The 25056-nt window shown below is 48.7% G+C and carries 27 protein-coding genes and 1 riboswitch; of the genes, 21 read left to right on the top strand and 6 right to left on the bottom strand.

Features of this window, described 5'->3' with window-relative positions; genetic code table 11:
- Positions 1-2 precede the first annotated feature (2 nt).
- Entirely contained in the window at positions 3-536 is a 534-nt protein-coding gene (locus ACFQI7_RS08490; protein ID WP_218098848.1) for a cysteine hydrolase family protein, read from the top strand.
- An 83-nt stretch (positions 537-619) separates the two neighbouring features.
- Positions 620-1132: a YdcF family protein gene (locus ACFQI7_RS08485; protein ID WP_218098847.1), complete on the top strand. Its 513-nt coding sequence runs from the start codon at positions 620-622 to the stop codon at positions 1130-1132.
- Positions 1133-1234: 102 nt separating this feature from the next.
- On the opposite strand, the gene ACFQI7_RS08480 is transcribed toward ACFQI7_RS08485, so the two are convergent.
- Both ACFQI7_RS08480 and ACFQI7_RS08475 read right to left on the bottom strand, forming a co-directional pair.
- Positions 1235-2575, bottom strand: coding sequence for a sensor histidine kinase (locus ACFQI7_RS08480; RefSeq protein WP_218098846.1), 1341 nt, complete (start codon positions 2573-2575; stop codon positions 1235-1237).
- On the bottom strand, positions 2572-3258 hold the full coding sequence (locus ACFQI7_RS08475) for a response regulator transcription factor (RefSeq protein WP_218098845.1): 687 nt from the start codon (positions 3256-3258) through the stop codon (positions 2572-2574). Before ACFQI7_RS08475 ends, ACFQI7_RS08480 begins: the two co-directional genes overlap by 4 nt.
- Before the next feature lie 209 nt (positions 3259-3467).
- Here ACFQI7_RS08475 and ACFQI7_RS08470 point away from each other — a divergent pair, with 209 nt between their 5' ends.
- The 3 genes from ACFQI7_RS08470 (at position 3468) to ACFQI7_RS08460 (ending at position 5233) form a co-directional block, all read left to right on the top strand.
- Positions 3468-3917, top strand: coding sequence for a DUF6220 domain-containing protein (locus ACFQI7_RS08470; protein WP_218098844.1), 450 nt, complete (start codon positions 3468-3470; stop codon positions 3915-3917).
- 186 nt (positions 3918-4103) lie between these two features.
- Positions 4104-4487 carry a VOC family protein gene (locus ACFQI7_RS08465; RefSeq protein WP_218098843.1) on the top strand — a complete coding sequence of 128 codons (384 nt, stop codon included), beginning with the start codon at positions 4104-4106 and terminating at the stop codon, positions 4485-4487.
- A 137-nt stretch (positions 4488-4624) separates the two neighbouring features.
- Entirely contained in the window at positions 4625-5233 is a 609-nt protein-coding gene (locus ACFQI7_RS08460) for a DUF6223 family protein (RefSeq protein WP_230414911.1), read from the top strand.
- Between the two features lie 167 nt (positions 5234-5400).
- Here the strand turns inward: ACFQI7_RS08460 and ACFQI7_RS08455 are convergent, their stop codons facing one another.
- Positions 5401-5937: a hypothetical protein gene (locus tag ACFQI7_RS08455; RefSeq protein WP_218098842.1), complete on the bottom strand. Its 537-nt coding sequence runs from the start codon at positions 5935-5937 to the stop codon at positions 5401-5403.
- 118 nt (positions 5938-6055) lie between these two features.
- Positions 6056-6136, bottom strand: a riboswitch (ZMP/ZTP riboswitch).
- Between the two features lie 223 nt (positions 6137-6359).
- On the opposite strand from ACFQI7_RS08455, the gene ACFQI7_RS08450 reads away from it, so the two are divergent.
- From ACFQI7_RS08450 to ACFQI7_RS08425, 6 genes are all read left to right on the top strand, one after another.
- Complete coding sequence (locus tag ACFQI7_RS08450) at positions 6360-8102, top strand: LamG domain-containing protein (protein WP_218098841.1); 1743 nt, start codon at positions 6360-6362, stop codon at positions 8100-8102.
- Between the two features lie 321 nt (positions 8103-8423).
- Positions 8424-9098 (top strand): RNA polymerase sigma factor, encoded by a 675-nt coding sequence (locus tag ACFQI7_RS08445; RefSeq protein ID WP_218098840.1) that lies wholly within the window; start codon positions 8424-8426, stop codon positions 9096-9098.
- 17 nt (positions 9099-9115) lie between these two features.
- Entirely contained in the window at positions 9116-10111 is a 996-nt protein-coding gene (locus ACFQI7_RS08440) for a hypothetical protein (protein WP_218098839.1), read from the top strand.
- A gap of 26 nt (positions 10112-10137) precedes the next feature.
- Positions 10138-10503, top strand: a complete 366-nt coding sequence (locus ACFQI7_RS08435; RefSeq protein WP_218098838.1) for a VOC family protein — start codon at positions 10138-10140, stop codon at positions 10501-10503.
- 73 nt (positions 10504-10576) lie between these two features.
- Positions 10577-10861, top strand: coding sequence for a hypothetical protein (locus tag ACFQI7_RS08430; protein ID WP_218098837.1), 285 nt, complete (start codon positions 10577-10579; stop codon positions 10859-10861).
- Positions 10786-11565 (top strand): S41 family peptidase, encoded by a 780-nt coding sequence (locus ACFQI7_RS08425; RefSeq protein WP_218098836.1) that lies wholly within the window; start codon positions 10786-10788, stop codon positions 11563-11565. Before ACFQI7_RS08430 ends, ACFQI7_RS08425 begins: the two co-directional genes overlap by 76 nt.
- A gap of 128 nt (positions 11566-11693) precedes the next feature.
- On the opposite strand, the gene ACFQI7_RS08420 is transcribed toward ACFQI7_RS08425, so the two are convergent.
- A complete protein-coding gene (locus ACFQI7_RS08420) occupies positions 11694-12971 on the bottom strand; it encodes a sensor histidine kinase (protein ID WP_218098835.1) in 1278 nt (425 codons plus the stop codon).
- The gene (locus ACFQI7_RS08415) at positions 12971-13648 is read right to left on the bottom strand and encodes a response regulator transcription factor (protein ID WP_218098834.1); all 678 of its coding nucleotides are present in this window, start codon (positions 13646-13648) and stop codon (positions 12971-12973) included. The genes ACFQI7_RS08420 and ACFQI7_RS08415 overlap by 1 nt, the downstream gene beginning before the upstream one ends.
- A gap of 336 nt (positions 13649-13984) precedes the next feature.
- Here ACFQI7_RS08415 and ACFQI7_RS08410 point away from each other — a divergent pair, with 336 nt between their 5' ends.
- The 6 genes from ACFQI7_RS08410 to ACFQI7_RS08385 all read left to right on the top strand — a co-directional run bounded on the left by ACFQI7_RS08410 (position 13985) and on the right by ACFQI7_RS08385 (position 19052).
- On the top strand, positions 13985-14731 hold the full coding sequence (locus ACFQI7_RS08410) for a polyphosphate polymerase domain-containing protein (protein WP_218098833.1): 747 nt from the start codon (positions 13985-13987) through the stop codon (positions 14729-14731).
- Entirely contained in the window at positions 14728-15408 is a 681-nt protein-coding gene (locus tag ACFQI7_RS08405) for a DUF4956 domain-containing protein (protein WP_218098832.1), read from the top strand. The genes ACFQI7_RS08410 and ACFQI7_RS08405 overlap by 4 nt, the downstream gene beginning before the upstream one ends.
- An 18-nt stretch (positions 15409-15426) precedes the next feature.
- Positions 15427-17397, top strand: a complete 1971-nt coding sequence (locus ACFQI7_RS08400) for a carbohydrate-binding domain-containing protein (RefSeq protein WP_218098831.1) — start codon at positions 15427-15429, stop codon at positions 17395-17397.
- 121 nt (positions 17398-17518) lie between these two features.
- Positions 17519-17821, top strand: a complete 303-nt coding sequence (locus ACFQI7_RS08395) for a PepSY domain-containing protein (RefSeq protein ID WP_230414908.1) — start codon at positions 17519-17521, stop codon at positions 17819-17821.
- Between the two features lie 382 nt (positions 17822-18203).
- Positions 18204-18662, top strand: a complete 459-nt coding sequence (locus ACFQI7_RS08390) for an NUDIX hydrolase (RefSeq protein WP_218099030.1) — start codon at positions 18204-18206, stop codon at positions 18660-18662.
- Positions 18663-18692: 30 nt separating this feature from the next.
- Complete coding sequence (locus ACFQI7_RS08385) at positions 18693-19052, top strand: winged helix-turn-helix transcriptional regulator (protein ID WP_218098830.1); 360 nt, start codon at positions 18693-18695, stop codon at positions 19050-19052.
- A 72-nt stretch (positions 19053-19124) separates the two neighbouring features.
- Here the strand turns inward: ACFQI7_RS08385 and ACFQI7_RS08380 are convergent, their stop codons facing one another.
- Positions 19125-19688, bottom strand: coding sequence for an NAD(P)H-dependent oxidoreductase (locus ACFQI7_RS08380; protein ID WP_218098829.1), 564 nt, complete (start codon positions 19686-19688; stop codon positions 19125-19127).
- 238 nt (positions 19689-19926) lie between these two features.
- Between ACFQI7_RS08380 and ACFQI7_RS08375 the strand changes: the two genes are divergently transcribed.
- From ACFQI7_RS08375 to ACFQI7_RS08360, 4 genes are all read left to right on the top strand, one after another.
- Positions 19927-21009, top strand: a complete 1083-nt coding sequence (locus ACFQI7_RS08375) for an endospore germination permease (protein ID WP_218098828.1) — start codon at positions 19927-19929, stop codon at positions 21007-21009.
- Positions 21006-22409, top strand: a complete 1404-nt coding sequence (locus ACFQI7_RS08370; protein WP_218098827.1) for a spore germination protein — start codon at positions 21006-21008, stop codon at positions 22407-22409. Before ACFQI7_RS08375 ends, ACFQI7_RS08370 begins: the two co-directional genes overlap by 4 nt.
- The gene (locus ACFQI7_RS08365; RefSeq protein ID WP_218098826.1) at positions 22406-23512 is read left to right on the top strand and encodes a Ger(x)C family spore germination protein; all 1107 of its coding nucleotides are present in this window, start codon (positions 22406-22408) and stop codon (positions 23510-23512) included. The genes ACFQI7_RS08370 and ACFQI7_RS08365 overlap by 4 nt, the downstream gene beginning before the upstream one ends.
- 281 nt (positions 23513-23793) lie before the next feature.
- Complete coding sequence (locus ACFQI7_RS08360) at positions 23794-24777, top strand: SGNH/GDSL hydrolase family protein (RefSeq protein WP_218098825.1); 984 nt, start codon at positions 23794-23796, stop codon at positions 24775-24777.
- The last annotated feature ends 279 nt before the right edge of the window (positions 24778-25056 follow it).

Here is a 25056-nt window from a genome sequence, read left to right as displayed (position 1 = left end):
GAATGAAAGCTGATACTGCCCTGTTGGTCATTGATATGCAGAACGGTATGTTTATGGAACCATACCCGGTATACGATAGTCAAGGTCTGCTGGAACGCATCAGCGGACTGATCCAAAAAGCCCGTGCGTCTCATATACCTGTGATATATGTCCAGCATAATGAAGGCGAAGGTGGGCCGCTGGAAACGAATAGCGAGGGTTGGAATATACACCCCTTGATGGCTCCTACCAGCAGAGACATCATCATTCAAAAGCATACGCCAGACTCGTTCCATGAAACGGATCTCCACGCGGAATTAACGAATCTCGGGATTACAAAAGTGGTTGCGGCCGGTGTTCAAACCGATCTGTGTATCGATGCGACTTGCCGTCAGGCTAATGAATTGGGCTACCGAGTGACGGTGATCAAAGACGGTCATAGTACCTGGAGCCAAGGCAATCAAAGCGCGCCGCAAATTATTGCGAGCTACAACGATCGCTTTCAGTCATTCGCGGACACTGTTGTAGCGTCGGATGTAGAATTTTGCCCTGTTTAAAATGAATGGATCAAGCCCTCAGAACGATGGGCAAGTCCGGATTTAGCTGCAAGAGAACATTTTAACTAAAGGAGAAGGTAACGATGTCCAATCCTTTCGATTGCATTACCGATTTTATATTCGTCGAAACGGAAGTTGCTCCGGCCGATGTAATTGTAGTTCCTGGTGCAAGCCATCCTCAGCTCATGGAAAAAGCGGCTTCCTTGTACAAACAGGGATTGGCGCCATTCATTCTTCCATCCGGCGGCGTGAACCCGGTTTTAGAAACGACGGAATGGGAATTTTTACGGAATGTCGGCATTGCGAACGGGGTGCCGGAAGAAGCGATTTTGAAGGAAGATCAAGCGCGAAATACGTTTGAAAATGCCCGTTTTTCGTTGGATGTTTTGCAAAAAGCCGGAATACACCCTGGCAAAGTGATCATGGCCTGTAAAGCCGGACATTCCCGCCGGGCATTATTAACGTATCAAACGGTGTTTCCAAAAGAAACCGAGTTTTTCGTCTCGCCCGTTATCGATAAGACTGGCATAAGCAAAGATAACTGGTTTTTGTCCGAAGACGGGATACGACGCATTATGACGGAAGTTGTATTTTAACGATATCGAAGGAAACCGGTATTTTGCCGCTGAGGATAAATAAAGTTGTTAGGGGGCGATTTGTACCCGACAAATCGCCTCGTCGATTAGATTCACAATTTGCTATGCACAAGGCAGGTCCACAGTAAACCGGGTCCCACGACCAACCTCACTTTGTACCGAAATGAAGCCTCGATGAGCCTCGACAAATTCTTTTGCAATTGCTAGTCCCAGACCCATGCCACCCGTATGACGGGAACGTGATTCTTCAACGCGATAAAAACGGTCGAACAGGAAGGGGAGTTGCTCCGCCGCGATACCGACTCCGGTGTCCGCAATCGAGACGGACGTAAAATGCGACTCATCATGGGAACTTTCCGTAATTCGGATCGAAATCCTTCCACCGGACGAGGTATACCGCATGGCATTGGTCAACAAATTATAGAATACTTGCGTAATCCTGTTAGGATCGACGAACGCATTCAATGTTTGTGCCGGATACGAGCGAACAATGTCGATATGTCGTTCTTCTGCTTCCGGCTTTAACATATCGATGATCCGATCCAAAAGGGGAACAAGATCGGTCGGGGAGCGGTCCAGCTGCAACTTGCCTGCTTCGGCCAGCGTTAACTGGTGGAGATCGTCGACAAGCTTGGACAAACGTATTACTTCATCCTGCATAGGCAATAAGGTTTCCGGAGGAATGTCCCGTCCTCCCTCTTGTATCATTTCCATATGACATTGAATTATGGAAAGCGGCGTCCTTAACTCGTGCGCCACATCGGCTGTCAAATGTTTTCGCGCCTCTTCTGTGCGAAATAGCTGCTGCGCCATATGATTGAGCGCTTCGGTTACTTTCCCGAATTCATCTCTTGTTGTCACGGGAACGCGAATATGAAGCTCTCCGGCTGCAATTTTTTGTATGGCGGGGATGAGACGGTTCAGGGGCTGCGTTAATTTCCTGGTTAACCATACGCCAAGAAGCAGTGCAACGATCCCGGTCAAGATCGGTACTCTGAAACTTGAGGTGCGCATGGAGTCTAGGATATACTTCTTTAATAGATAATCTTCGGTCGATTCCCACCTATCGATATAGATCGTGCCAACTGTCGTTCCGTTTATCGTGACGGCATTCCGTTTCCCCTGCTGTATCAACGACCCAGGATCGTCCGGCCCTCTAAAAAACAAGATGTTGCCATCAGGCGATAATAGAGCAATCTCGCGTTGATCCAGATTTCGCTGTACCAATTCGTCTGAAATTTTCATTTCCTTTATGCCTTCCCATGAATTGTTATGCTCCTTATAGTAGATTTCAAACCACTCTGTCGTTTTTGCTTTGAAGTAATCTTCAAAACGGTTCTTTAAGTATCCTTGGGTTGCCCCATAGTAGCCCACCGTAACAAAAAGAACCAGAATCGCCATCGCGCCAATCAATTTATCACCGATGCACCACCGCACGTTCATAATTTGTCACCGAATCGATAACCGAATCCGAACACGGTTTGAATGTATTTCGGGATCGCCGGATCGTTCTCGATCTTTTTCCGCAAGTTACTGATGTGGGAATCGATCGTACGCTCGTAGTTGACGAAATCATCTTCCATGACCGATTTCATTAGTTGAAGCCGGCTGAAAACAATACCGGGCTTGGCGGCTAAAGTAACCAGTAATTTGAATTCCGTAGGAGTAAGAACAATTTCCGCGCCATCTTTCATGACTTGGCATTTCGATTCGATAATCTCCAAGTTTCCCCTTTGCATCGTCTGAATTTCTTCGGATTTACCCTGAATGCGGCGTAATACGGAACGTATTCTCGCCGCTAACTCTCTCAAGCTATAAGGCTTTGTCATGTAATCGTCGGCTCCGATTTCCAAACCGATGATTTTATCCATTTCCTCCGTTTTTGCCGTCAACATAATGATTCCATAAGACCCCGTGTTCCGAAGTTCGCGGCAAACTTCAATTCCGCTCATTCCTGGAAGCATCCAGTCTAAAACAATCAAAGCCGGACGCTCCGTTTTGGCTATAGTCAGCGCATCCTTGCCCGTCGTGGCGCTCACAATCCGAAACCCTTCATTTTGTAAATAGGAAGCCATCGCCTCAAGCATTTTCACTTCATCGTCCACCAAAAGTAAAGTTGTTTCCATCTAAATCCCACTTCTTTCTGCTGTTTTTACTCGTATTATAGCTTTATTTTTAAGCGAAAATTGGATCACCATGAAAAAAGGATATGTTCTCCACAAGTTCTCAACATTGGCTTGATAAACTGTGTTTGAGCATGGGAGGAACGCGCTAGCAGGGTGTACTTAAATAGAAAATTCAACCTATTCGTTACCAAACGAAAGAGAGGCGAAAGATGAATAATCAAAGAATAAACCGTAGTGGTACGGGAGTTGGAGATCTTACGGAGGGTCTAGGGGTCAATTCTCCTCTCGTCCTCAGAGCACGTATCGTCTTTAAACTGCTGGCATGGATATTTGCCGTTTTCATTTTGATCCAAGTGTTTCTCGCCGGCCTCGCATTGTTTTGGAATTCAGACCAATGGGCAAGTCATGCGGGGTTTTCCAGATTTTTAATATTTCCCCCGATCCTGATGCTCGTCACTTCTTTCATCGCCCGACTGCCGGTCTCCATTCGTCTGTATAGTGCAGGTTTGATTGGCATGCTCATCCTGATCGTTGTCAGCGCCAATTTATCGTCGGAAATGGGATATTTATCGGCTATTCACCCGGTAATCGCTCTGATGTTGTTTTGGGGAACGATGTCCATCGCACGGAAGACCGATGCCCTCATTAAAGCAAAATAGCAAGAATGTAATTGTTCTATATGGAATGTCCGGTTTCCTTGTTCTCTTTATTTTTATTCCAAGACAATGATCAAAGACAGCAAGGAACTTTTGATTTAGCTGAGTTCTGCACAGTTATTGCTTACAGACGAGTGTTCTGATAGTTGGAACGTCTACGCCAGAAAAGAGAATCTAGGAGGAGAAAGAATGGCCCCTATCAAGGTACGTTACATTGTCGACGATGTAGATGCGACAATCGCATTCTACACACAGCATCTTGACTTCATTGTCAAAGCACATCCTGCACCCGGTTTTGCCGTTTTGCAGCGAGGTGACTTGAATCTTCTTGTGAATGCCAAAAATGGTCAAGGTGGAGCCGCTCAAGCCATGCCGGATGGGCGAAAACCGGAACCCGGCGGCTGGAATCGGATTCAAATCGAGGTCGATGACCTGGGCGGCTTTGTCGAGACCCTGCGTAAAGCAGGCCTACGCTTCCGCAATGATATTGTCACAGGTTTTGGTGGTAAGCAGATCTTACTAGATGACCCAGCAGGTAATCCTATCGAACTCTTCGAGCCTCCAAGCAAATGATGGAAGGAACATTATCTCATTTGTATCTAACTATCAATTAGAAGAACAAGAAGTGATTGCTCGTTTTTGTTTTTCTTATATGTATAAGCTGATATATATTCAGTTTGCAAAAAACAACAAAGAGGAGTAATTAACAAATGAAAAAGAAGCTAGTTTCATTCGTAATCCTTTGTACACTTCTACTTGTGCCAACTATTGCCTCTGCTGAAGTGACCAACGGTTATGTCGGATTCGGATTCACACCCGGGCGACTCGGGGCCATCGTGGCCGCGGTGTTGGGGCTGGTCAGCGTGGTCATCGGAGGGCTGTCGCTGGCCCGCTCCTCCGGTCGTTTCGGCACCGGCAACGGGCGAGCCGGGGCCATCGCGGCTGCGGTGGTGGGGCTGATCGGCATAGTCCTCGCTGGGCTGCATCTGGCCAACTCCACCGGTTGTTTCGGCACCGGCAACGGGCGAGCCGGGGCCTTCGTGGCCATAGAGGTGGGGTTGATCGGAATGGTCCTCGCTTGGCTAACTCTGGCCCGCTCCTCCGGTCGTTTCGGCACCGGGAATGGGCGAGCCGGGGCCATCGTGACCGTGGTGGTGGGGCTGATCGGCATAGTCCTCGCTGGGCTGTATCTGGCCAACTCCACCGGTTGTTTCGGAACCGGCAATGGTCAAGCCGTGGCCATCGTGGCCATAGAGGTGGGATTGACCGGCATGATCCTCGCTGGTCTAACCCTAGCCCGCTCCCGCCGCATCGGCTGACCCAACCATGGTGCCCCGTGTTGTGGTTCCTGCCCTTCCTTTTCCTGGGCGTATTCCGGTGGGCGCAGGGGCGATCCAATGTTAGCATATTTAGCCATGCGCTCACCCCATCCCTTTTTTTTCCTACAAACTATTCGGAATAAGAGATGGCGTGTGGTGCGAGAGAGTTATTCCGCTACCTGAGATTTTAGAGACTTGATTTCTTTCAAAATCTCATCAGGAAGCGGTTCATTCATCAGTATGTTTATTATGGCTTGATGGGAACCGACTTTCTTTAAATAAGAAAGCAATAGTTTCGCTTTTTCTTTCCTGTTCATAAGGGCATAAGCGACATACCATGCTTCAGGACTGCCGACGTGAATACCGTTCCATCGGGAAACGGGAAGAGACGGTATTCTGCAAAGGCCTTTGCGGGTATAGATTGAAAATCGTCCCGTTATTTCCAATTGGGGATCATCGTCATGAATCAATAGCTTATACTCGGAAGCAAATGGATAATCGCCACTTATGATTTCTTTGACTTCGAAATTTTGCAAAGCTTCCAAGACGCGGTCTTTAGGTGCTTCGGTCATAATGTCCCAGTCACGAACGATTCCGGTTAAACCAAGGCTATGAAGTAATCCGCTCCCGCCTAATGAGTATTCCAAGTGAAATTGTTCCAATTTTTCAATGACAACCGCTAAATTTTTAATATCCGGCAACATGGCTGCACCCTCCTAACCGTTGATGTGTGTTGATACAATCGAAAGATTTCCGAAACCGCGCCTGATTCTTGTCATCCTCTCCCATAAAATAATAAAAGTATTCAGTCAACAAGACCGAATACTTTGCCCAGGCGTACGGCATATGATCATATGTGCTTCCTCGTGGGACTCCACGTTTACGCCAGTCGCACACATCAGATTGTCCTAATAATCTACCAGAAGTTTCAGATGATTTCAATAATGATTTGAGAATAGTCTCAGCAATGAAGGACAAGCCTGTAGCGTGATCGCGTTCGTTCATAGCTTTGAAACGTATGATTGAAATTTATTTATCGGACTTGTTAAGTAACGCGTGTTGAATGGCATCTATATTATATGCTTGCTAGCGTTATTCAATAAGAGGAGGAATTGGTCTGAACAGTTTGCGACAAGGTCTAGTCGGTGAATACTTGTTTGACGGCAGCGCTGATGATACCAGCGGCAATGGTAACCATGGCAGGGTGGAGGGTGCGGTTTTAACCGCCAATCGTTTCGGGGAAGCCGGCCGGGCGTATGCTTTTTTCGGGAAGGGAGAATATATCGTTCTGGATCCGCCGCCTTCTCTTCACGCCCAAGCGTTCTCCATTTCCGTCTGGGTGAAGTACGACCAGAACGCAGTGATGGAATGGTGGAACAATGCTATCATTTCTCAAGACGATAACGGCCTTCTGACTGGTCATTCGCGCCGCGTATTTCAATTGAGCACAACAGGGGAGTTCGTTACCCTGCATCTCTTGATGCAAGCACCCGATGTGGCTGGCAAACAGCCTATTCAACGCGATGTTTGGTATCATATCGCCATGGTATATGACGGGTTTCACTACAAGCTGTACATGAATAACGAATTGCAGGATAAGCAAGCCGGATCGTTCAGACCAAACGCAGAAGAGCCGGTCTATTTCGGAAAAAAGAACTCCGACGAACCACGTTTTTGGTTTCATGGAGCACTGGATGATATTCGGATGTATAACAGAGCGCTCTCTAGGGAAGAAATTGCAGAGCTCTTTACCGAAGGCGGGTACAAGGGGGAGCCTGGATTGGCAGCGGCAGGAGCAGCGGCGGCGAAGAGGGAGACAAGCAACTTTTTGAGTAAAAAAACATTGGAGCGTGAACGGTTCAATTGGAATGATTGTTACAATTCATTTGCGCTAGCTTTGTATGGTGCGATGAGATACTCGAACAAGTCTATCCCATTGTCGCAGGCATTGGTATATACAGGACAGGCCTTCGCCATCAACACCGATTCGAACGTTATGCCAATGGATGTGTTCGGGGACGGGAGTCTGCTCAAAACCGCACTGCACAACCTGGGCTTCGACATGGAAGTGCTTGCGGCTAATATGTATGGCGGCGAGTGGGACGAACATACTCACGATAAGGCGCTGGATATGGTTCGCGAAAGTGTGGAGCGCGGTATCGCCGTTGTTGGATTTAACCTTGATAATTACGAGCACGGGCTCATTTACGGGTATGATGACGAGCGAAGAATCTTGAATATTCACGATATCAATGCACGGAATGGCGGAGAACTTTCTTACGATGATTTCGGGCAACGTTCAAGAAACGGTACGCCGATCGATCCGGAAATGTTTGTGCTGGCTCTCAAAGCGCGGGACGAAATTCCGCACTTGAACGTCACGCGATACACCGACAAAGAAGATGCTAGTTATCGGAAAACATTACATACGGCGCTCTCTCTTGTCATTCGCCATATCGAGGACGAGGGACAGAACGGAGAAGGGCGCAAGAACGGGATCGCTGCCATTGATGTGTGGATCAAGGCTTTTGAAGCGGGAACGGCACACCGGTTCTTCACGAGCTACAATTTGTTATGGATCACATCTTCACGACAGTACCTGGTTCCGTTCTTTACCCAATCGGCCATCACGCATTGTATGGGAATTCAAGATCGTACGCTGCAGCAAATGATGCTGAACGCCGCAGAAGTTTATTTGTCCAGCTACCGGGCGTGGGTCGGAATGCGTGAATTATTTCCATTCCCGAAAGGCGCAGATACGACGGATCTGCGGTTGAGGACCGAAGCCGTTAAACTGCTTGGTGAAGCGCGTGATGCCGAAGCGGCCGGTTTGGTTGTATTGCGCGATATAGTAGGGCACTTGTCATAGATGAGAAAGTACATGACCGAAAAGGATGCTTTGAATCTTTTCGGTCTTTTTTGTGATAAAACTCATTGCCGCAGGTTGTTCTGCTACTGTGGGGAGATTATACGTATTGCTGAGCAGGAGCTATGGATTGAACGAACGTATGATTGATGTGGAATGAATTGGAAGGATTGGAATGGGTTCTGTCGAATATTCAACGATGCTGCCTGGATGGTGCTGTCTCCTGACGAAATAAATATTTAAATACTTTTGTTAGCTTTTTGTTACGGCCGGCATCTATAAGTTGGAAGCGGACTTGATATAGAAGAGGGGAGGAAAAAGGGGATGAACGGCGGCAAAGGCTCGGTTCCATCGAGAAACTGGGATCGCATGACCGAGCGGGATATTGTCCGAAGCGCGCGCAGCGGCAATCGAGAGGCATTCGGGGAACTTGTGCGCCGCCATCGTTCGCAGGTGTATGGCTGGGCGAATGCGATGACGCGGGACGCTTACCTCGCCGATGATATCGTGCAGGATGCTTTCGTCGACGCTTTTGTACAGATGGGAAGCTTGATCGATGAGAACCGATTTGGCCCGTGGCTTCGCATGATCGTACGAAACCGCGCATATATGAGGCTGAGGCGCGGCGGACCGTATCGGCGCGAGTGTCCGTCGTCCGAAACGGTAATGTTCGAGCAGTTTGACGGCTTAACTCGAGAAGATGTCTCAACATCCATTATGTACAAGGAGCTGATCGTCAGCATAACCGACAAGTTCTCCTGCCTCAGCAATCGGGAACGGACGGTGCTGGAAGCCATAGTGCTTCGTCAGCGGACCGTTGATGAAATTGCTCGCGAGCTGGGAATCACGAAAGTAAACGTGTATAACTGTATGACGCGTGCAAGAGCCAAGCTCAAGCTGGAAACGCTGCGAGCGCATTTGGAGGCGCATAAACGTCGGCGCCGCGCTTTAGGCTTGCCCAAGCGTCAAGTGCTGCATCCAGGCTCAATCTATTTTTGACAAAGGGGGAGAATCGGTTGACCAAGCTGCAGTTGATCCCCCGGACAAGCTTTCAGCTTACTTCCAATACCGCAATTCAAGCCGTACATCGGGCGGCGAACTTTCTCCCCGGCTTCCAGGCCGATCTGATCGACATGATGGGGTACACCGGGCATGCGTTCCGCATTCAGGCGGATCCGCTGCGAGCAAGAGGGGCGGCCGTTACCGCTTATGATTGGGGACCGGTATTGACCGAAGGACTGAGAAATGTCGGTTTGCTTAGCCGATATAAAGGAGGTCCGGGCTGCGTAGATCCCTCGCCGGAGTTCGTCGTCGAGGCGGTCGATCTCGTGCAGCGAAGTATAGATCGCGGAGTACCGGCTATCGTATGGGACTTGTTTCTGCCGGAATTCGGGGTTCTGTACGGGTATGACGATGATCGTTCCAGCCTGTATGGCAAAGATTTGTACCAGAATGGCACGATAAAGTACGAGCAGCTAGGCGGCGGGCGTACGGGCGAGATGTTCGTTCTTGCCCTGATCGGCCTAATTCCGGTTCATCCGGCGGATGTGCTCCGAGACATGCTGCAGATGACCTTCGATCATCTGGAAGAGAGGGGTAACGGCAAACCGACTGATCCGTTTCGTGCCGGGCCTGCGGGCTATGCCGCATGGATCGAAGCGTTTCGATCGGGCAACGTGGAACCTAACGGGAACGCCTATCACATACACCAGCTGTATGACGCAAGGGAATTTGCAGTAGCGTTCCTATGCAGGCTGAACGGCAGCTGGGGAAACGATTCGTCTGGCCGGGATCGCAAAATTCGCGTGTTGGCTGGGGAAGCGGCCGAGTATTATGCAGAGGCCGTGAAGGCGCTGCGCAAACTGCGGGTGCTATTTCCAGATCCGTATGGCGGGGAGCCCAATCTTGCCAAAAACGCGCGTACCGCCATATGGGTGCTGCAATACGCGAAAGTGCAGGAAGAACAGGCTATAGAGCGTCTGCGCGGTATCGCCGATGTCTTGCAATCCTAAAATAACTATTCGATGAGGTGGAACCTATGACAGAGCAACTGAAAGAGAAATTGGTTGAACGAATTGACGCGGTATTTTTGCCAGTGCGTGAACTGGGGAAAGCGGTAGATTGGTATACCGACATTTTCGGGCTTGAGGTACGTTGGCAGAATAAGAGATTTGCAGGGTTACTCGTAGGTAAGAATGTCGGTTTTCATCTTGTCGAGGTAAAGGATTACATTGCGAATCAGAACTACTGCCCTTTTAACTTTGCGGTCAAGGATCTGGATTCGGTGCGGGCAAAGCTGAAGGAGCGCGGGGTCAAGATGACCGGTTATCGCGAGGGTGACCCGAGGCGGTTTGACTTTTTTGATCTTGACGGCAATATTTTAACGATAATCGAGATTGGTTAGGTAAGAATTTTACGCTTGCACGTTTTGTGCGGTTGAAAGGATAGGGAATGCAGCATTCACCGGAGGTACGTTGATGGATCAATCTTTTAAGGCAAAAACGATAAATGCACTGACCAAACTGCTAATGGATCATTATGTTTTTCCCGAAACGGCTGCAAACATGAGTCATGATGTTACCGGGCGGTTAAATAACAACGAATACGCCAGCATCAATGATTTTTCCTTATTCGCAGAAATCGTAACGGCGCAATTGCAGGGCATTCTCGGGATAAGCATTTACAAATGCGGCATCGAACGAAAGAACCGCAAGCCGAGAAAACGGAAGAGGATCGTAAGGTCGATCAAGATCATTACTTGACCATGCTAAAGCTGGATAACTATGGATTCACCAAAATCGAGCGGTTACCGGGAAATATTGGGTTGCTGGAATTTCAAGCTTTTGCACCGCCTGAACATGCCGGCGAAACGGCATCTGGTGCAATGATGTTTCTTGCCAACACAAATGGTATGATTATTGACTTACGGAATAATTTTGGCGGCTCTCCACATATGGTAGCATTTCTCTCGAGCTATTTGCTGGAGCCGTCACCGAGACTTCTGAACAATTTGTATTGGAGAAAAAATGAAGAAACCCATCAGTATTGGAGTTTGCCTTATGTTCCTGGAAAAAGATTCGGCGGGAGCAAGCCTCTCTATATATTAACGAGCCGGAAAACATTCTCCGCCGCGGAGGAGTTTGCTTACAATTTACAAACGATTGGTCGGGCTGTGGTTGTCGGGGAACGTACCGGAGGCGGGGCTCACCCGGGAAAAACGTACAGAATCAATAGGGAGTTTGAAGTGTTTATCCCTAATGGACGCGCAATAAATCCGGTGACTAAGGGCAATTGGGAGGGCGTAGGCGTTCTTCCCGATATAGAAGTTCCCCGAGAAAAAGCTTTCCATATGGCTTATACTACTCTTCTTGAAAGTGAACTGAAACGTCTCGCGGATAAGCCAACCGCAGGATATAAAAGAGTAGTGGATGAAATTAAAAAATCGCTTGAAAAAAATGAAATGTAGCGTGATACGACATTACGGTTTGCAGATTTCATCGAAAGCGCAACAAAAATAGCCGTCCCCAAGTGATGCGCCGGGACGGCCTTTTGTTGATCCCTACTGGAACGATTGGAGCAGCCTCGCTGACGCGGTTAGCGTTCGTTCAGCTGCACATAAAATGTCGTCGTCTCGTTCGGCACACTCCTTGCGTAGATTTTGCCTCGGTGCTGGGCGACAATCGACTTGGCGATAGCGAGCCCAAGGCCGTAGCCGCCGCTCTGCCGCGAACGCGAGGCATCAACGCGGTAAAAGCGGTCGAAAATTTTATCCAGATGCTCGGCGGGTATGCCCGGACCTGTGTTAGACACGGACAGCTGGATATGATTTTGATGCCTCTTCAGCACGAGAGAGATGGATCCCTTCGGATTGCAGTATTTGATCGCATTGTCCAGAAGAATCATGGCCACCTGCTTCATCTGCTCGCTGCTGCCGGTGACGGTAAGGTTGGGTTCGATGTCGTAGTCAAACGCGAGATCTTTCTCGAAGATGACAGCCTCCATTGTGAGGATGACGCTCTCGACGGCTTCGCTCAGGTCGAACGGGACGTGGATCATGCGCGATCTGGCGTCTTCCATCTCGGTGAGATACAGCAAATCTCTCGTGAGTATCTTCATGCGTTCCGTCTCCGACTTGATATGGTGTAACCACTTGGCCTGCTCGTTGATCGTGTCTGTGCCGTTGGCCAGCAGGACGTCGGCGTTGGTGTTGATAACGGCCAGCGGCGTCTTCAGTTCATGAGAAGCGTCGGCGATAAACCGCTTCTGTTTGTCGAACGCCTCCTTGACCGGTGCGATGGAGCGGTCGGCGAAGTAGCGGCTGGTCAAATAAATGATTCCCAGCATGACAAGCGCAACGACGGAAAACGTATAGATGAGAGTGGTTAAAATACGCTCCTGGGGCGTAACGTCCATAAAGACAATGAAATAGCCCGCTTGATTTTGCATCGCGCTGTACGCCCACCGTGTCCCATCGAGTGTGAACTTGCTGTATTGCGCAGGATTGGCGGCTGCCTTTTTGGCGACGGCTGCATAAAAATCACCGGTCATTTCAAAACGGGAATTCGTCTCCAGGATGTTTCCTTGCTCGTCGGTTTGCAGCGAGAAGGAGACCGAACGCGGGTGAGCCGGCCCTGTCATCTCTCCGCCTTTTTTGCCGGGGGGGCCGCCTCTTTTGCCCCCAGCCCCGTCCGGTTTGCCTATAGCCCCGCCAAGTTTTCCAAAAGAATCCACTTCATGCTGGAGATCCATCTGGACGTCTCTCCGCACATTCTGATACGTAATCGTATAGATGGTTGCGAAGGCGCCAAGCATAATAACCGAAATGATGACCATGTTCATCAGGAGGAGCCGGTTGCGCAGCTTATTAAACATCAGGAGGACGCCTCCAATACGTAGCCCACGCCGCGGATGGTATTGATGCGGACCGAGGATTGCAAGAAAGCGAGCTTTTTCCTAAGAAACGAAATGTACACTTCCACGTTATTATGCTCGGCGTCGGAGTCGAATCCCCACAGCTTCTCGATCATCTGCTCTTTAGACGTGACGGCCTGCTTCCTTGTCATCAAAAGCTCGAGCAGCTCGCTTTCTTTCAGAATCAGCTTCAGCTCCTTGCCCTTGCATGTAAGCTTGAGCGTTGACGTGTTCAGTTCAAGATCTTCGAACCGCAGCCCGTCCTCCGGCATAACCTCGCCTTTGCGCCGCAGTGCCGCCCGGATGCGCGCAAGCAGCTCCTCCGTGGAAAACGGTTTGGAGACATAGTCATCTGCTCCGTGATCGAGTCCGGCGATTTTGTCCGGAATCTCGCCTTTCGCCGTTAGCATTATGACCGGCGTATGGATACCTTGTGTGCGAATTATCCTCAATATCGAAAGGCCGTCCATCCCGGGAAGCATAATATCGAGCAGCAACAGGTCGTATATGCCGCTGAGCGCATTGTCCAGACCCGCCTGCCCGTCATGAACGACGTCTACGGAGTAATTTTGCTTCTTCAAAATCTGCGAGAGCGCCTCCGCTAAATTCACCTCGTCTTCTACGATCAAGATTCTCATGCAGTACAACCCCTTTATTTCGTCATGTCTTTATTATGATGTGAGAACCTTTAATCAACCTTAAGCCGGGTGAAGCTATCATCGCAAATCCGATATACTTTAAATTCTTCGGCCGGTGTAATAGTTGAATGGAATGGAACATGCGTTTTCCGCCCTATCCCTTTGTTTCCTTAAGCCTCGACTCTCTTTATTCCGTTTATATCATAGCATCGAATCCATTTTCGTAAAAAATTATTTTGCGCCGTTCTCCATTTAAGATTCGTTAAAGGTTCGCTCCCTAAGATACGACATATGGAAGGCGATGACGTCGCCAAGCAAGGAAAGGGGAGCAGGATCATGGCGATCGAAGTGTTCAATCGATACGAAAACAAATACCTGATGGATACCAAGGCTTTTTACAGTATCTATAACTGCCTGATGGAATACATGGAGCTGGATGCCTTCAACAAGGACGACAAGTTTTATTCCATCAGTAATCTGTACTACGACACCAAGCAGCATACTCTGGTGCGCAACAGCCTCTCGAAGCCGAAGTACAGGGAGAAGCTGCGGATCAGGGCCTACGGTGTACCCGCTCCGGATGCCAAGGTGTATTTGGAGCTAAAGAAGAAGGTATTCGGCCTGGTCAACAAGCGGCGGACGGCGCTGAAGCTTCATGAAGCGTACGAGTTCGTTCGGACCGGTCAAGCGCCGGATTACAGGAAAGGGATGAACGGGCAAGTCATCCAAGAGATTGATTATTTTCTGTCAAGATACGAGCTGCGGCCCATGGTGTATCTGGCGTACGACCGGATTGCGATGTTTTGCAAGGGCAATCGGGATCTGCGCATTACGTTCGATACGAACATCCGGTCGCGGCGGTACGATCTCAAGCTGGAGTCCGGCGATTATGGCGATCCATTATTGGAACGCGGCCAGTGGCTGATGGAAGTAAAGGCGGAGAAGACGATCCCGGTGTGGCTGGCCAAGCTGCTGGCGGAGCATCAGATGTACCGGACGAGCTTCTCCAAGTATGGCAATGAGTATAAAAAATCGATTCGGTATGCGAATCAGAATCAGGAAAGGAAGAGTGTAATCATATGATTGAATCTATTTTTACCTCAAGCACAGCCGTCACGGAATTGAATGTCGCCCATGCGTTGCTAACCTTTGCGGTCGCCATCCTCCTCGGCGGGTTGATTAGCTGGACTTACATAAAGACGCAGCCCGCCTATTCCCCGAGCTTCACGCTGACGATGATGATTTTGCCGACGATTGTTGCCATTATCATCTTGCTGATCGGCAGCAATATCGCCCGCGCCTTCAGTCTCGCCGGCGCTTTCTCTATCATCCGATTTAGAAGCGCCCCTGGCGACTCAAAGGATATATCGTACGTCTTGTTCTCCATGGCCGCCGGCCTGGCGTGCGGCGTCGGCGCTTATGGCTACGCGGTGCTGTTCACTGTGCTCCTGTGCCTACTTATGTTTATTCTGAAGGCCTTCAAATTCGGAACGAACAAGGAGCCGGTGAAGACGCTAAAGGTGACCATCCCGGAGAACCTCGGCTATGAGGAAGCGTTCGACGAAATCTTCAAAAAGTTCAACATCGATTACGAGCTGAAAAAGGTACGCACAACCGAGCTCGGCAGTTTGTACGAAATCGTGTACGCCGTGAAGCTTGGCCCGAACACGAATCAGAAGGAGCTGCTTGACGCCGTCCGCACGCGAAACGGCAATCTCGATATCACGCTGACCATGAATCCGGCTGCGCTGGAAAACTAATGAAGAGAGGGTTATGACATGATGAAACGTTCTAATAAAGCAAAGATGATGACTGCCGTGCTCTTAAGCACCTTATTGGCTGCAGGATGCAGCGCAAAGTCCACAGATACGACTACAGCAACCGCCAGTGCCTCCGAAACCGCCGTGTCCGCGGTACAGTCGGGCGGTTCGGCATCGGCTGCCGCGGTGCAGCTAGCCGGACTGAACGCGACAGAGAAGGCTGGCTTCAAAGATAACGACGCGCTGACGGCTTGGAGCAAGGACAGTTCCACCTCGATCAGCCTGAGCGCCTCCGGCGCCAGTGTCGAAGGCTCGGGCGCGAAGGCGGAAGGCGGCATCGTGACGATTACGGCGGCCGGCACCTATGTCGTGGCCGGCAAGCTATCCGATGGGCAGATTGTAGTCGATGCGCCGAAGGACGCCGACGTACATCTCGTGCTGAACGGGGCACAGATCAGCAAACAAGACGGTCCTGCCATTTATGTGAAAGAGGCGGACAAGACGATCGTCACGCTGCAGGACGGCACGGATAACGCCGTTTCCGACGGATCCGGTTATTCGGATACGTCCGAGGACGCGGCGATCGCAGCGATCTTCAGCAAGGGCGATCTGACGATTAACGGGTCCGGCAAATTGACCGTTCAAGGCAAAATGAACGACGGTATCGTCAGCAAGGACGATTTGAAGATGCTGGGCGGCACGATCGACGTGCAGGCGGTCGATGACGGCGTGATCGGACGCGATTTGTTCGCGGTACAGGACGGCTCCATTACGATCAAAGCGGGCGGAGACGGCGTCAAGACAACGAACGATACCGACGCGGATAAGGGCTTTGTCGCTATCAAAGGAGGGACGTTCAACATTACGTCCGCCGGCGATGGCATCCAGGCGGCGTCTTCGATCTTGATCGGCGGCGGCACGTTCGATATCGTATCCGGCGGCGGCAGCGCGGCCTCCACAAAGACGCATCAAGAGCAAGATCCGCGCGGCTTCGGCGGAGGGCCGCAAGCTCAGACAGCGACGGACGATGCGGAGTCCAGCAGCGGCAAAGCGTTGAAGGCGGGGGCGGACATCGCAATTGCGGACGGCAAGTTCCAGGTCGACGCGGCGGACGACACAATACACAGCAACGCCAATATTTCGATTGCAGGCGGACAGCTCGTGTTGGCCGCCGGCGATGACGGCATTCACGCGGACACGACACTTTCGATCTTGAACGGAACCATCGATATTACCACGAGCTATGAAGGCATCGAGAGCTTGGATATCGCAATCTCGGGAGGAAAGGTCCGTCTCGTCTCGAAAGACGACGGCGTGAATGTCAGCAGCGAGAGCAATAGCTCGGCCGCCGGCGGCAAAGGTATGACGAATACCGCAAGCGGCAAGCTGACGATCAGCGGCGGCTATATGGTTGTGGACGCCGCGGGCGACGGTCTCGATTCCAACGGCTCGATGGTCATGACCGGCGGAACCGTCATCGTGAATGGTCCGAGCGGCAACGGTAACGGCGCACTGGATTACGACGGGACCTTCGAGCAGTCCGGCGGCACGCTCATCGCGGCCGGTAGCTCGGGTATGGCTCAGGCGCCTTCGGATACTTCGTCGCAGCGAGCGGTTCATATGACCTTCCCGGGCACGCTTCAGGCCGGCACCTTGGTGACGTTGAAGGACGGCACGAGTAAGACGATCGCGACATTCGCGCCGGCGAAAACGTTCAGCAGCATCGTCATCTCCTCACCGGAACTGAAAGCCGGCACTGAGTACACCATTTCTACCGGCGGCAAGTCTACCGGTACTGCGACCGACGGTATGTACGCAGGCGGCGTGACTAGCGGCGGCACGAAGATCGTCACCTTTACGCTTGGAGACAAAGTGACCTATGTGAACGAATCGGGTGTGACCACAGCCAATACGTTCGGCGGTCCCGGCGGTGCTGGCGGTCGCGGTCCGGGAGGCGGCCGTGGCGGCCGTCCTGCCGGAATGAACTAAAGCATCGGGAGCTGGAGCTTCGTACGAGCCAAAGCGTAACCTAACGAACCGTGCCGCCTGCTTTGGCCGTAGGGAGCCGGATTTGAAAATAAAGCAGCATACAATAAGGAGTGTTAGGGCAATGAGAAAATTTCGTCAACTTCATCTATGGATCGGATTACTTACATCTATTCTTATTTTAGTCGAGTCCGTGACGGGGTTACTCCTTTCAGAGCCTTGGCTTATGGGGCAAACCTCCAAATCGGAAATGAGGATGCCGGTACAGGCGGCTGGAACGGCAGCTCCATATCGTCAAGACGCTGCTTCCACAGCACCGGCGGCTGAGGTAGGAAACGGCAATAATCAAGGGACGAACAACGGTACCAACGGGCAGCAAGGTAAACCCGCTAGAGGATCCGGACAGCAAGGGAGTTCTTTTTATTAGGATTCATTCATGGGATCTACGGACGTCAAATGGCTTGCCGATGTGACTGCCATTGGATTAATTATTTTGACGGTTACGGGAATTTCCTTATCGGTCCAAACGTTGCGAGCGCAAAGCAGAAGCAGGAAAAGAAGAATGGCAGCATAAAACTCAATAAGCACTATGTTCATTTAAACCAGAACGATCATAGTGCAAAAGGATATGACGGATCCCGACGGTATTGGCCTAGCCCAAAGTAGGAAATACGAAATATAATGGGATCCCTGCCTGCCGGGCAGCGGATCCCATCAATCACCATTTACATACAAACGTACATTCGGTATTCTTATATTGATATTTCCATATTTATCATAACAAAGATGTGTATGAGATGGGGAAGAGAATGACACAAACCGGGATGATTTTGGTTGTTAGCGTATCTATCATTCGAGCCGACAAAGTGTTGATTATCAAAGAAAACAAACCATCTGTCAGAAATAAATGGAATTTTCCTGGCGGAAGGATAGAACCTGGCGAAGATATTCTGGATGCTGCGCGTAGAGAAGTAAAAGAAGAAACCGGGTATGATGTCAAACTTACAGGTACAACCGGCATTTATAATTTTATTAGCAGCGAAACCGATCAAGTCATTTTGTTTCATTTTATAGGCGAAATTGCTGGAGGTTCCCTTCAATTACAAGATACTGAAATCAGTGATTGCAAGTGGGTCACGGCATCCGATTTATTGATTCCTAACCTATACGCAATTCGCGGGGAGGCTGTTATGAAACAAATTGTGGAAAACCTCATAGTTGGAACGAATCATTCATTATCTATGTACAATCATAAATTGGTCGTGTAGACGTACTATACCAAAAGGAGCGTGTGAATCGTGCGCGAAACCTGTGTTCCGAGTGGCGTGAAACTAAAAGATACCGGATTTGGGTACACATTGTCCTTAATAGGCGGTAAATATAAAATGATCATTATGTATTGGCTGGCCGAAAATAAGGCTATGCGGTTTAATGAACTGAAGCGATCGATCGGTACCATCACTTTTAAATCGTTAAGCATCATGTTAAAAGAGCTGGAGGCAGGCGGCCTTGTCGTACGCAAAGAATTTCCCCAAGTGCCTCCAAAAGTCGAATATTCCTTATCTGAACGTGGTCGATCCCTTATTCCATTGTTAAATATGATGTGCGAGTGGGGAGAGAAAAACAGTTCGCCAGCTCTGGAGAACGTACCGCAGTAGACATTGCTATATTGTTTTAAACGTAAAGAAGTATCTCCTGAACAAGGAAATACTTCTTTTTTTTGTGTGATTTTACAGACTGTCAACAAATTTCAAATAATCTTGTGCGCTTTTTTCCAATGCGCTTGCCGGTGGATCATTTTCTGTGCCAGGGATGTTTTCGCCGGGCTCGTTTTCTGAACCATACAACGCAAAAAACGAACGATAATCTGCATTGCAGTATAAGAAAGTAGTTTCAAAAGGAGATAATAGCTGATCAAGTGTATAACGGTATCTTCCCTTTTCACTATAATCTTCTTTTTTTATTCCGGCAGATACCGCTAGAGCAGCTTTGCGGTTCTTTAATTTATCGCCACCATTTGAACCATAAGCCCAGCCATATGCCAAAACGTCGTCAAGCCATTTTTTGAGGAGCGGCGGACAATTGAACCAATGTATGGGGAATTGCAAAACAAGAGCACCATGCGATTCAACCAATTGCTGTTCTTTTTCGACGTCAATGTTTCCATCCGGGTAAACCTTATGCAATTCGTGTACGGTATACTTTTCCGGATATTTGTTAAGCTCATCTACCCATCGCTTATTTATGATGGACGTTTCTATGTTTGGGTGAGTTACGATAACGAGAGTTTTCAACGATTTGTCCTCCTTTAGAGCTGATTGTTGTTTTCTTGAGTATAAAGACTGCTCTATCAAAATGTAAGTATGCACTTTTAGGATAGGTACTGTCCTAAAGGTGAGTGTTGCCCTGTTGGGCGGCGAATAGAAGGTACCTTTTTTCTCTTGTCAATCAAGTTGGTTTTTTTGTGTGAAAATCCCTTTTATGGAATAAAAAATAGTTTGCAGGAAAATATATGGACAGGTGGTGAGGTTGATGTCTTCGTTTTCCAATCCCAAAATCAATCCCTTGCATGGTTATATCCTGTGTATGAGCGGGACTTTTTCCTTGTCTCAGATTTCAGGTCCAATCATATTGATGGAACAGGCAAAACGTGATGCGTTCGTTAGCAGTATCCTCGGGTGCATTGCATATTGCTTATATGCTTTTTGGATTTGTCGTATATTAAACAATCAGGCGCCTAACCAATCCTTCCTCGATATTTTAGAACTAAAAATGGGGAGTTTTATCACTTGGGCGGTGAGATGCTGGATTGCCCTATACTTGTTGTCTGAACTGTTTGTCGTTCACAAAAATGTCGTCACGTGGGTTAAATCAATGATCATACCCGTTACGCCCATTTGGGCGATTTCATTGCCTTTACTGATCGTTTGCGCCTATTTAGCCGTCAAAGGAATCAAACCGATCGCCATTTCCTTTGCCATTTTATTTCCGGCCTTTTTGATACTGGGCATGTTTATGAATGTGTTAACTTTAAAATACAGACATTTTGACCTTCTACTCCCTCTGTTAAGTGAAGGAGCGCGGCCCATCTTAGAAGGCGCGGCAACCACGTTCAGAGTAGGCTTGGAATTGTTCCTGCTATTATTGATATCGCCTCATATTCAAGGCCATTTTAAATGGAAGCATTTTGTAGTGATCGTATCTATTATTTCGTTTTTTATAATCAGTACGGTTGTGAGTATGTTGACTACATTCGGCCCTTATGAAGCCTCTAAACAGCGATTCCCTGTCTATACTCAGTGGCGGTTAGCCAGTATCAGCAGTTTCATGGAGCATCTTGATTTTTTATCCATGTACCAGTGGCTTAGTAGTGCCGCTATTATAATTAGTTTGGGGTTGTTTGCTTTAGGGGATTTGCTGACTTCAAAGCAATTGCCGAAAAAAATAGCGATCCTGATATTGACGACGGCCTTATTTATCGGTGTGGAGTTTCAAATAAATGACAGCGATTTTTTAACATTCACTAAATACTACTTCTATCCTTTATCCACATTGTCCATTCTCTGTTGGACTGTATTTGCCTACATTACAACAAGGAAAAAAGGTGTGTCATGAACATCAAAAATGCAAAAGAAGAGGATTTCAGAGCGTTATTCGCTTCCTGTTACGATGTGAAAATCGAGAAGCGCGGCGGCGCACTGGTCATTCATTGCAAAGGCATGGCGGATACGAAGCAGTTAAATGAAAATGTACTCCCGCGAATTACAGAAATGATGCAAAACGAGGAGTTGAAGCTTTTAGATGAAAGTGTAGAGCTCAATCAAATTGAACAGAGTGTATTTTCGGGTAATGTGATTATTCTACATGTGCACGAGAATCGTTCAAAAGTATATGAAGCGGATATTTCCAACCCGCCAAAACGGCAGCCGGAAGAATCGACCAGCGAAGTATCGATTCGGGGATCGCGGGATGGGTTTACGGAAGAGGTGATCACTAACGTAGCCCTTATTCGCAAACGGTTGAAGACCGCTTCTCTTCAATACGAACACTGCATTGTCGGCAAAAGAGGAAACGTGCGTTTAGCCATACTGTATATCAAAGATATTATTAACCCAGAATATGTTGCTGAGGCGAAACGGCGGATTGCCGAAATCGATGTGGACACAGTGATTGGAAGTGCACAGCTTGAGGAATATTTAAGCGATTCGAGCGACTCCATCTTTCCGTTAGTGGATTACATAGGAAGACCTGATTTTGCCGTAGAGGTGCTGCTGCACGGCAGATTTATAATCTTAGCCGACGGATCTCCAATGGCGATCATCGGACCATCTAATATTATCGAGCAGTTAAAATCTCCCGAAGATGTTCACTCCCCTTACTATTACACGATTTTACAACGGTTTCTGCGTTTTGTCGGTTTAGTTGCCGCCATGTTTCTGCCTGGATTCTATATTTCATTGACCTGCTTCAATATCGACCAACTTCCGTTCCCGTTGCTGGCGTCCATTGCTGTTGCCCGTACGGGCATCCCCTACCCTGCTCCTCTGGAAATCCTGTTGATGTTTGGATTATTCGAATTGTTTCGGGAAGCCGGCGTTCGCCTGCCGAAAGCGGTCGGACAAACGGTAACTGTAGTTGGGGGTCTGATTATCGGGGATGCTGCTATCCGTTCCGGGCTTGCCTCTCCTTCTATGCTCATGGTTACTGCGGCGACGGCTGTTGCTTCCTTTACGTTGGTTAATCAATCCTTAACGGGCACCGTCACCATCGTTCGAATTTACATGCTGCTAATATCTTCCCTTTTGGGTATGTATGGATTTTTCATCGGGTTAATTTCAGTGGTGGGGTATACCTCTACTTTGACATCCTTCGGCATATCCTACTGGTCTCCGATGGCAGAACTCGATATTAGGTCTTCCATATTGGCGATATTCAATCAACCTTTCAAATCCAAAAATAAAAGGCCGAACATGTTGCATACGATAGATTCCAAGTCACAAGGGGAAAGACAATGAAACCGGTGCTGCTTCTATTCACGATCAGTTTTATGCTGTTCATTTCAGGCTGTTGGGATAATAAAAATATTCAAGAATTGCTTTACGCTACTGCTATAGGAGTTGATTATAAAAATAATCTTTATGAAGCGTATATTCAAACGGTATCCTTTACCCATGTAGCGAAGTCCCAAGATGGAGGGGGAGGGGGCGGACCGCAAGTGTATGTCGGCAAAGGGAAAGGGAAAACGCTCGCTCTGGCATTAAACAATATATACGATACGGCACAAAGAAGGCTATATTGGAGTCATGTTCGCACGTTTCTATTTACAGAAAGTGCGATTCAAGCCGGAGGCGACGATTACTTTGATAATTTAAAGAGGTATAGAGAATTTCGGTATACACCATGGATATTCGGCACGAGAGGATCCATCGAGGAAGTTTTTAAGACACCGTCTCTATTCCAAATGTCTCCGATAACCACCATTCTTGGCCAACCGGAAGAAAATTATCTTCAGAAATCATTCGTCAAGCCTCTACAGGCGCAAGAATATCAAATGAATCTCAATGAGCCTGGCGAGACGGCTTTAGTCCCCACCCTTACCATTGATAAAACCTCATGGCAGACCGAACAGAAAACCGATCCAAAATTGAAAATAAACGGTGTGTTTGTAGTTCGAAAAAACAACTTTCAAGGATGGATGGCAACCAATCAGCTTAACGGACTGCGATGGATGGATAAAGAGACATCAAGAACACCGATCGAGATCAAGTCCGGGACCATCTCGCTTGAAAAACCCAAACATAAGGTATCGGTAATGGAACAAGACGGGAACACGATTTTCAATATTGAGGTTAATGTCAAAGGTAACATTGTTGAATTAATTGACAGCGATCAATCAGAGCAAGAAATGGAGAAAGAAGCAGAGCAGCAGATTGAAAAAGAAATCCGATCAACCTATGAAGACGGATTACGCATTGGGGCCGATATTTACAACTTAAGAAATGTTATGTTTAAGAAAAGATTTAAAAACTGGCAGGATATAAAGCTTACTTCTTCATCGCTAAACCGAATCGAAGTCCATGTTTATTTTGAACATAGCGGAGAGCGAAAGAAAACATAGCCTGGATGAATACGATAGTGTGGGGCTGCCTCAAGGATAGCTCCTTTTTGATGTTCATTGAACAGGCAGGATCACGCAATACATGTGCACAGGAGTTGTGGTAAAATATTTCCAGTGAAATCTTGTCGACGGTGAAATAGCGGCTCTCGGAGTTATTGACGGTAGCGAACTGCTTCGGTTAATCTCTGCCTTTGGGAAGATCCCGCCCAAAAGGGATTGTCTGTCTCTTGCACGACATGCTATGGTGGAAGGGGAATCGATAATTGGAGGAGGGTAACAGAATGTCCGGCAATTTGCTGCTGCTTAAATCTCTTTTTACCGGCTGCTTGGATGTAGCCGAGACGGAGGAAGGTGTAGCTCCGATCCGGTTCACGGAACGGCAGCTGCGCGTATACGCTCCTAACGATGCTCAAAGTCTCCGGAGCCGCTGTCTGGCAGGATGCCGGCTGGAGATGCGGACGGACAGCGACTATATCCGCTTTGATTACATCCAGAAGGGTAGAGCCCGTAAATACATATATTTCGATATTTGGGTCGACGGCAGATGGGCGGCGGATATCGGGGAAGACAACCCGGAACGGCCGGAAGGAGCGTTCAGCTTTGAAATAAGCGGGAATCAAGGTGTGGTCAAACATATTTGCATCGATCTGCCGCATAGCGCGGAGATCGTATTCCACTCGTTCGAGTTGTCGCCGAACGCTGTATGCGAGCCTGTCGATCAGGCGCATGGCGGTTTGCTGTGCCTCGGCGACTCCATCACGCAAGGAATGGACGCCAAGCACCCGTCCAGCACGTATGCGGCTTTGCTGGCGAGGGCGCTCGATATGCCGCTGCTCAATCAAGGCGTTGGCGGGTACATATTCAACGCCGACAGCTTGGACGAGAACTTGCCATACAAGCCGCAAATCGTGACAGTCGCGTACGGGACGAACGATTGGGGCCGGTATGAAACGATGGCTCAGTTCCGCGACAAATGCGCGGCATACATCGATGCCGTCAGCAGGCAATATGCTTATGCCCGCATATACGTCATGACTCCGATATGGCGCAGCATCAGGAATGAACGTAAGCTGCTCGGCACGTTCGATGAACTCGTGCAGACAATAAAGGAGATATGCGCCGAGTACCCTGCGATACATGTAATAGACGGGGAAAGTCTCGTTGCTCATAGCGGCAGACTGTTTGCCGACGGCACTCATCCTACCGATGAAGGCTTCGTTCATATGGCATTGAATTTGTACAAGCAAATCCGGAATACGTTGTAATCATCATGAAGACAGAACCCGACACCATCAACGAGGTGCTCGCTCTTATTTGATACAATCCTAACTAAGAAAGCGCGTATGTTTGTGTCGCTACGCGACGACACAAACATACGCGCCTAATCGTTTTGGCACTAACATAGCTGCATAATCATAATAATGTATTCCGTTGATCAGACGAGTACAAGAGCTCAACGGGCAGATCCCCGAGGCGCGTCTGCTTATTCATTGGAGTAACGCACAGAGCTTTTCGCGAGTTTTGGAATTCCAGCAGTGGTGGAG

Origin of the sequence: Paenibacillus allorhizosphaerae (genome assembly GCF_042659105.1) — a bacterium.
Classification (GTDB): Bacteria; Bacillota; Bacilli; order Paenibacillales; family NBRC-103111; genus Paenibacillus_G; species Paenibacillus_G allorhizosphaerae.
Note: the sequence above shows the minus strand (reverse complement) of the source record. Positions and strands in the feature narration are given on the sequence as shown.

Excerpts from the sequence above, each read along its gene's own strand:
- ACFQI7_RS08490 (WP_218098848.1), top strand. The coding sequence starts at position 3 with ATGAAAGCTGATACTGCCCTGTTGGTCATTGATATGCAGAACGGTATG.
- ACFQI7_RS08485 (WP_218098847.1), top strand. The coding sequence starts at position 620 with ATGTCCAATCCTTTCGATTGCATTACCGATTTTATATTCGTCGAAACG.
- ACFQI7_RS08480 (WP_218098846.1), bottom strand. The coding sequence starts at position 2,575 with ATGAACGTGCGGTGGTGCATCGGTGATAAATTGATTGGCGCGATGGCG.
- ACFQI7_RS08475 (WP_218098845.1), bottom strand. The coding sequence starts at position 3,258 with ATGGAAACAACTTTACTTTTGGTGGACGATGAAGTGAAAATGCTTGAG.
- ACFQI7_RS08470 (WP_218098844.1), top strand. The coding sequence starts at position 3,468 with ATGAATAATCAAAGAATAAACCGTAGTGGTACGGGAGTTGGAGATCTT.
- ACFQI7_RS08465 (WP_218098843.1), top strand. The coding sequence starts at position 4,104 with ATGGCCCCTATCAAGGTACGTTACATTGTCGACGATGTAGATGCGACA.
- ACFQI7_RS08460 (WP_230414911.1), top strand. The coding sequence starts at position 4,625 with ATGAAAAAGAAGCTAGTTTCATTCGTAATCCTTTGTACACTTCTACTT.
- ACFQI7_RS08455 (WP_218098842.1), bottom strand. The coding sequence starts at position 5,937 with ATGTTGCCGGATATTAAAAATTTAGCGGTTGTCATTGAAAAATTGGAA.
- ACFQI7_RS08445 (WP_218098840.1), top strand. The coding sequence starts at position 8,424 with ATGAACGGCGGCAAAGGCTCGGTTCCATCGAGAAACTGGGATCGCATG.
- ACFQI7_RS08435 (WP_218098838.1), top strand. The coding sequence starts at position 10,138 with ATGACAGAGCAACTGAAAGAGAAATTGGTTGAACGAATTGACGCGGTA.
- ACFQI7_RS08430 (WP_218098837.1), top strand. The coding sequence starts at position 10,577 with ATGGATCAATCTTTTAAGGCAAAAACGATAAATGCACTGACCAAACTG.
- ACFQI7_RS08425 (WP_218098836.1), top strand. The coding sequence starts at position 10,786 with ATGCGGCATCGAACGAAAGAACCGCAAGCCGAGAAAACGGAAGAGGAT.
- ACFQI7_RS08420 (WP_218098835.1), bottom strand. The coding sequence starts at position 12,971 with ATGTTTAATAAGCTGCGCAACCGGCTCCTCCTGATGAACATGGTCATC.
- ACFQI7_RS08415 (WP_218098834.1), bottom strand. The coding sequence starts at position 13,648 with ATGAGAATCTTGATCGTAGAAGACGAGGTGAATTTAGCGGAGGCGCTC.
- ACFQI7_RS08410 (WP_218098833.1), top strand. The coding sequence starts at position 13,985 with ATGGCGATCGAAGTGTTCAATCGATACGAAAACAAATACCTGATGGAT.
- ACFQI7_RS08405 (WP_218098832.1), top strand. The coding sequence starts at position 14,728 with ATGATTGAATCTATTTTTACCTCAAGCACAGCCGTCACGGAATTGAAT.
- ACFQI7_RS08400 (WP_218098831.1), top strand. The coding sequence starts at position 15,427 with ATGATGAAACGTTCTAATAAAGCAAAGATGATGACTGCCGTGCTCTTA.
- ACFQI7_RS08395 (WP_230414908.1), top strand. The coding sequence starts at position 17,519 with ATGAGAAAATTTCGTCAACTTCATCTATGGATCGGATTACTTACATCT.
- ACFQI7_RS08390 (WP_218099030.1), top strand. The coding sequence starts at position 18,204 with ATGACACAAACCGGGATGATTTTGGTTGTTAGCGTATCTATCATTCGA.
- ACFQI7_RS08375 (WP_218098828.1), top strand. The coding sequence starts at position 19,927 with ATGTCTTCGTTTTCCAATCCCAAAATCAATCCCTTGCATGGTTATATC.
- ACFQI7_RS08370 (WP_218098827.1), top strand. The coding sequence starts at position 21,006 with ATGAACATCAAAAATGCAAAAGAAGAGGATTTCAGAGCGTTATTCGCT.
- ACFQI7_RS08365 (WP_218098826.1), top strand. The coding sequence starts at position 22,406 with ATGAAACCGGTGCTGCTTCTATTCACGATCAGTTTTATGCTGTTCATT.
- ACFQI7_RS08360 (WP_218098825.1), top strand. The coding sequence starts at position 23,794 with ATGTCCGGCAATTTGCTGCTGCTTAAATCTCTTTTTACCGGCTGCTTG.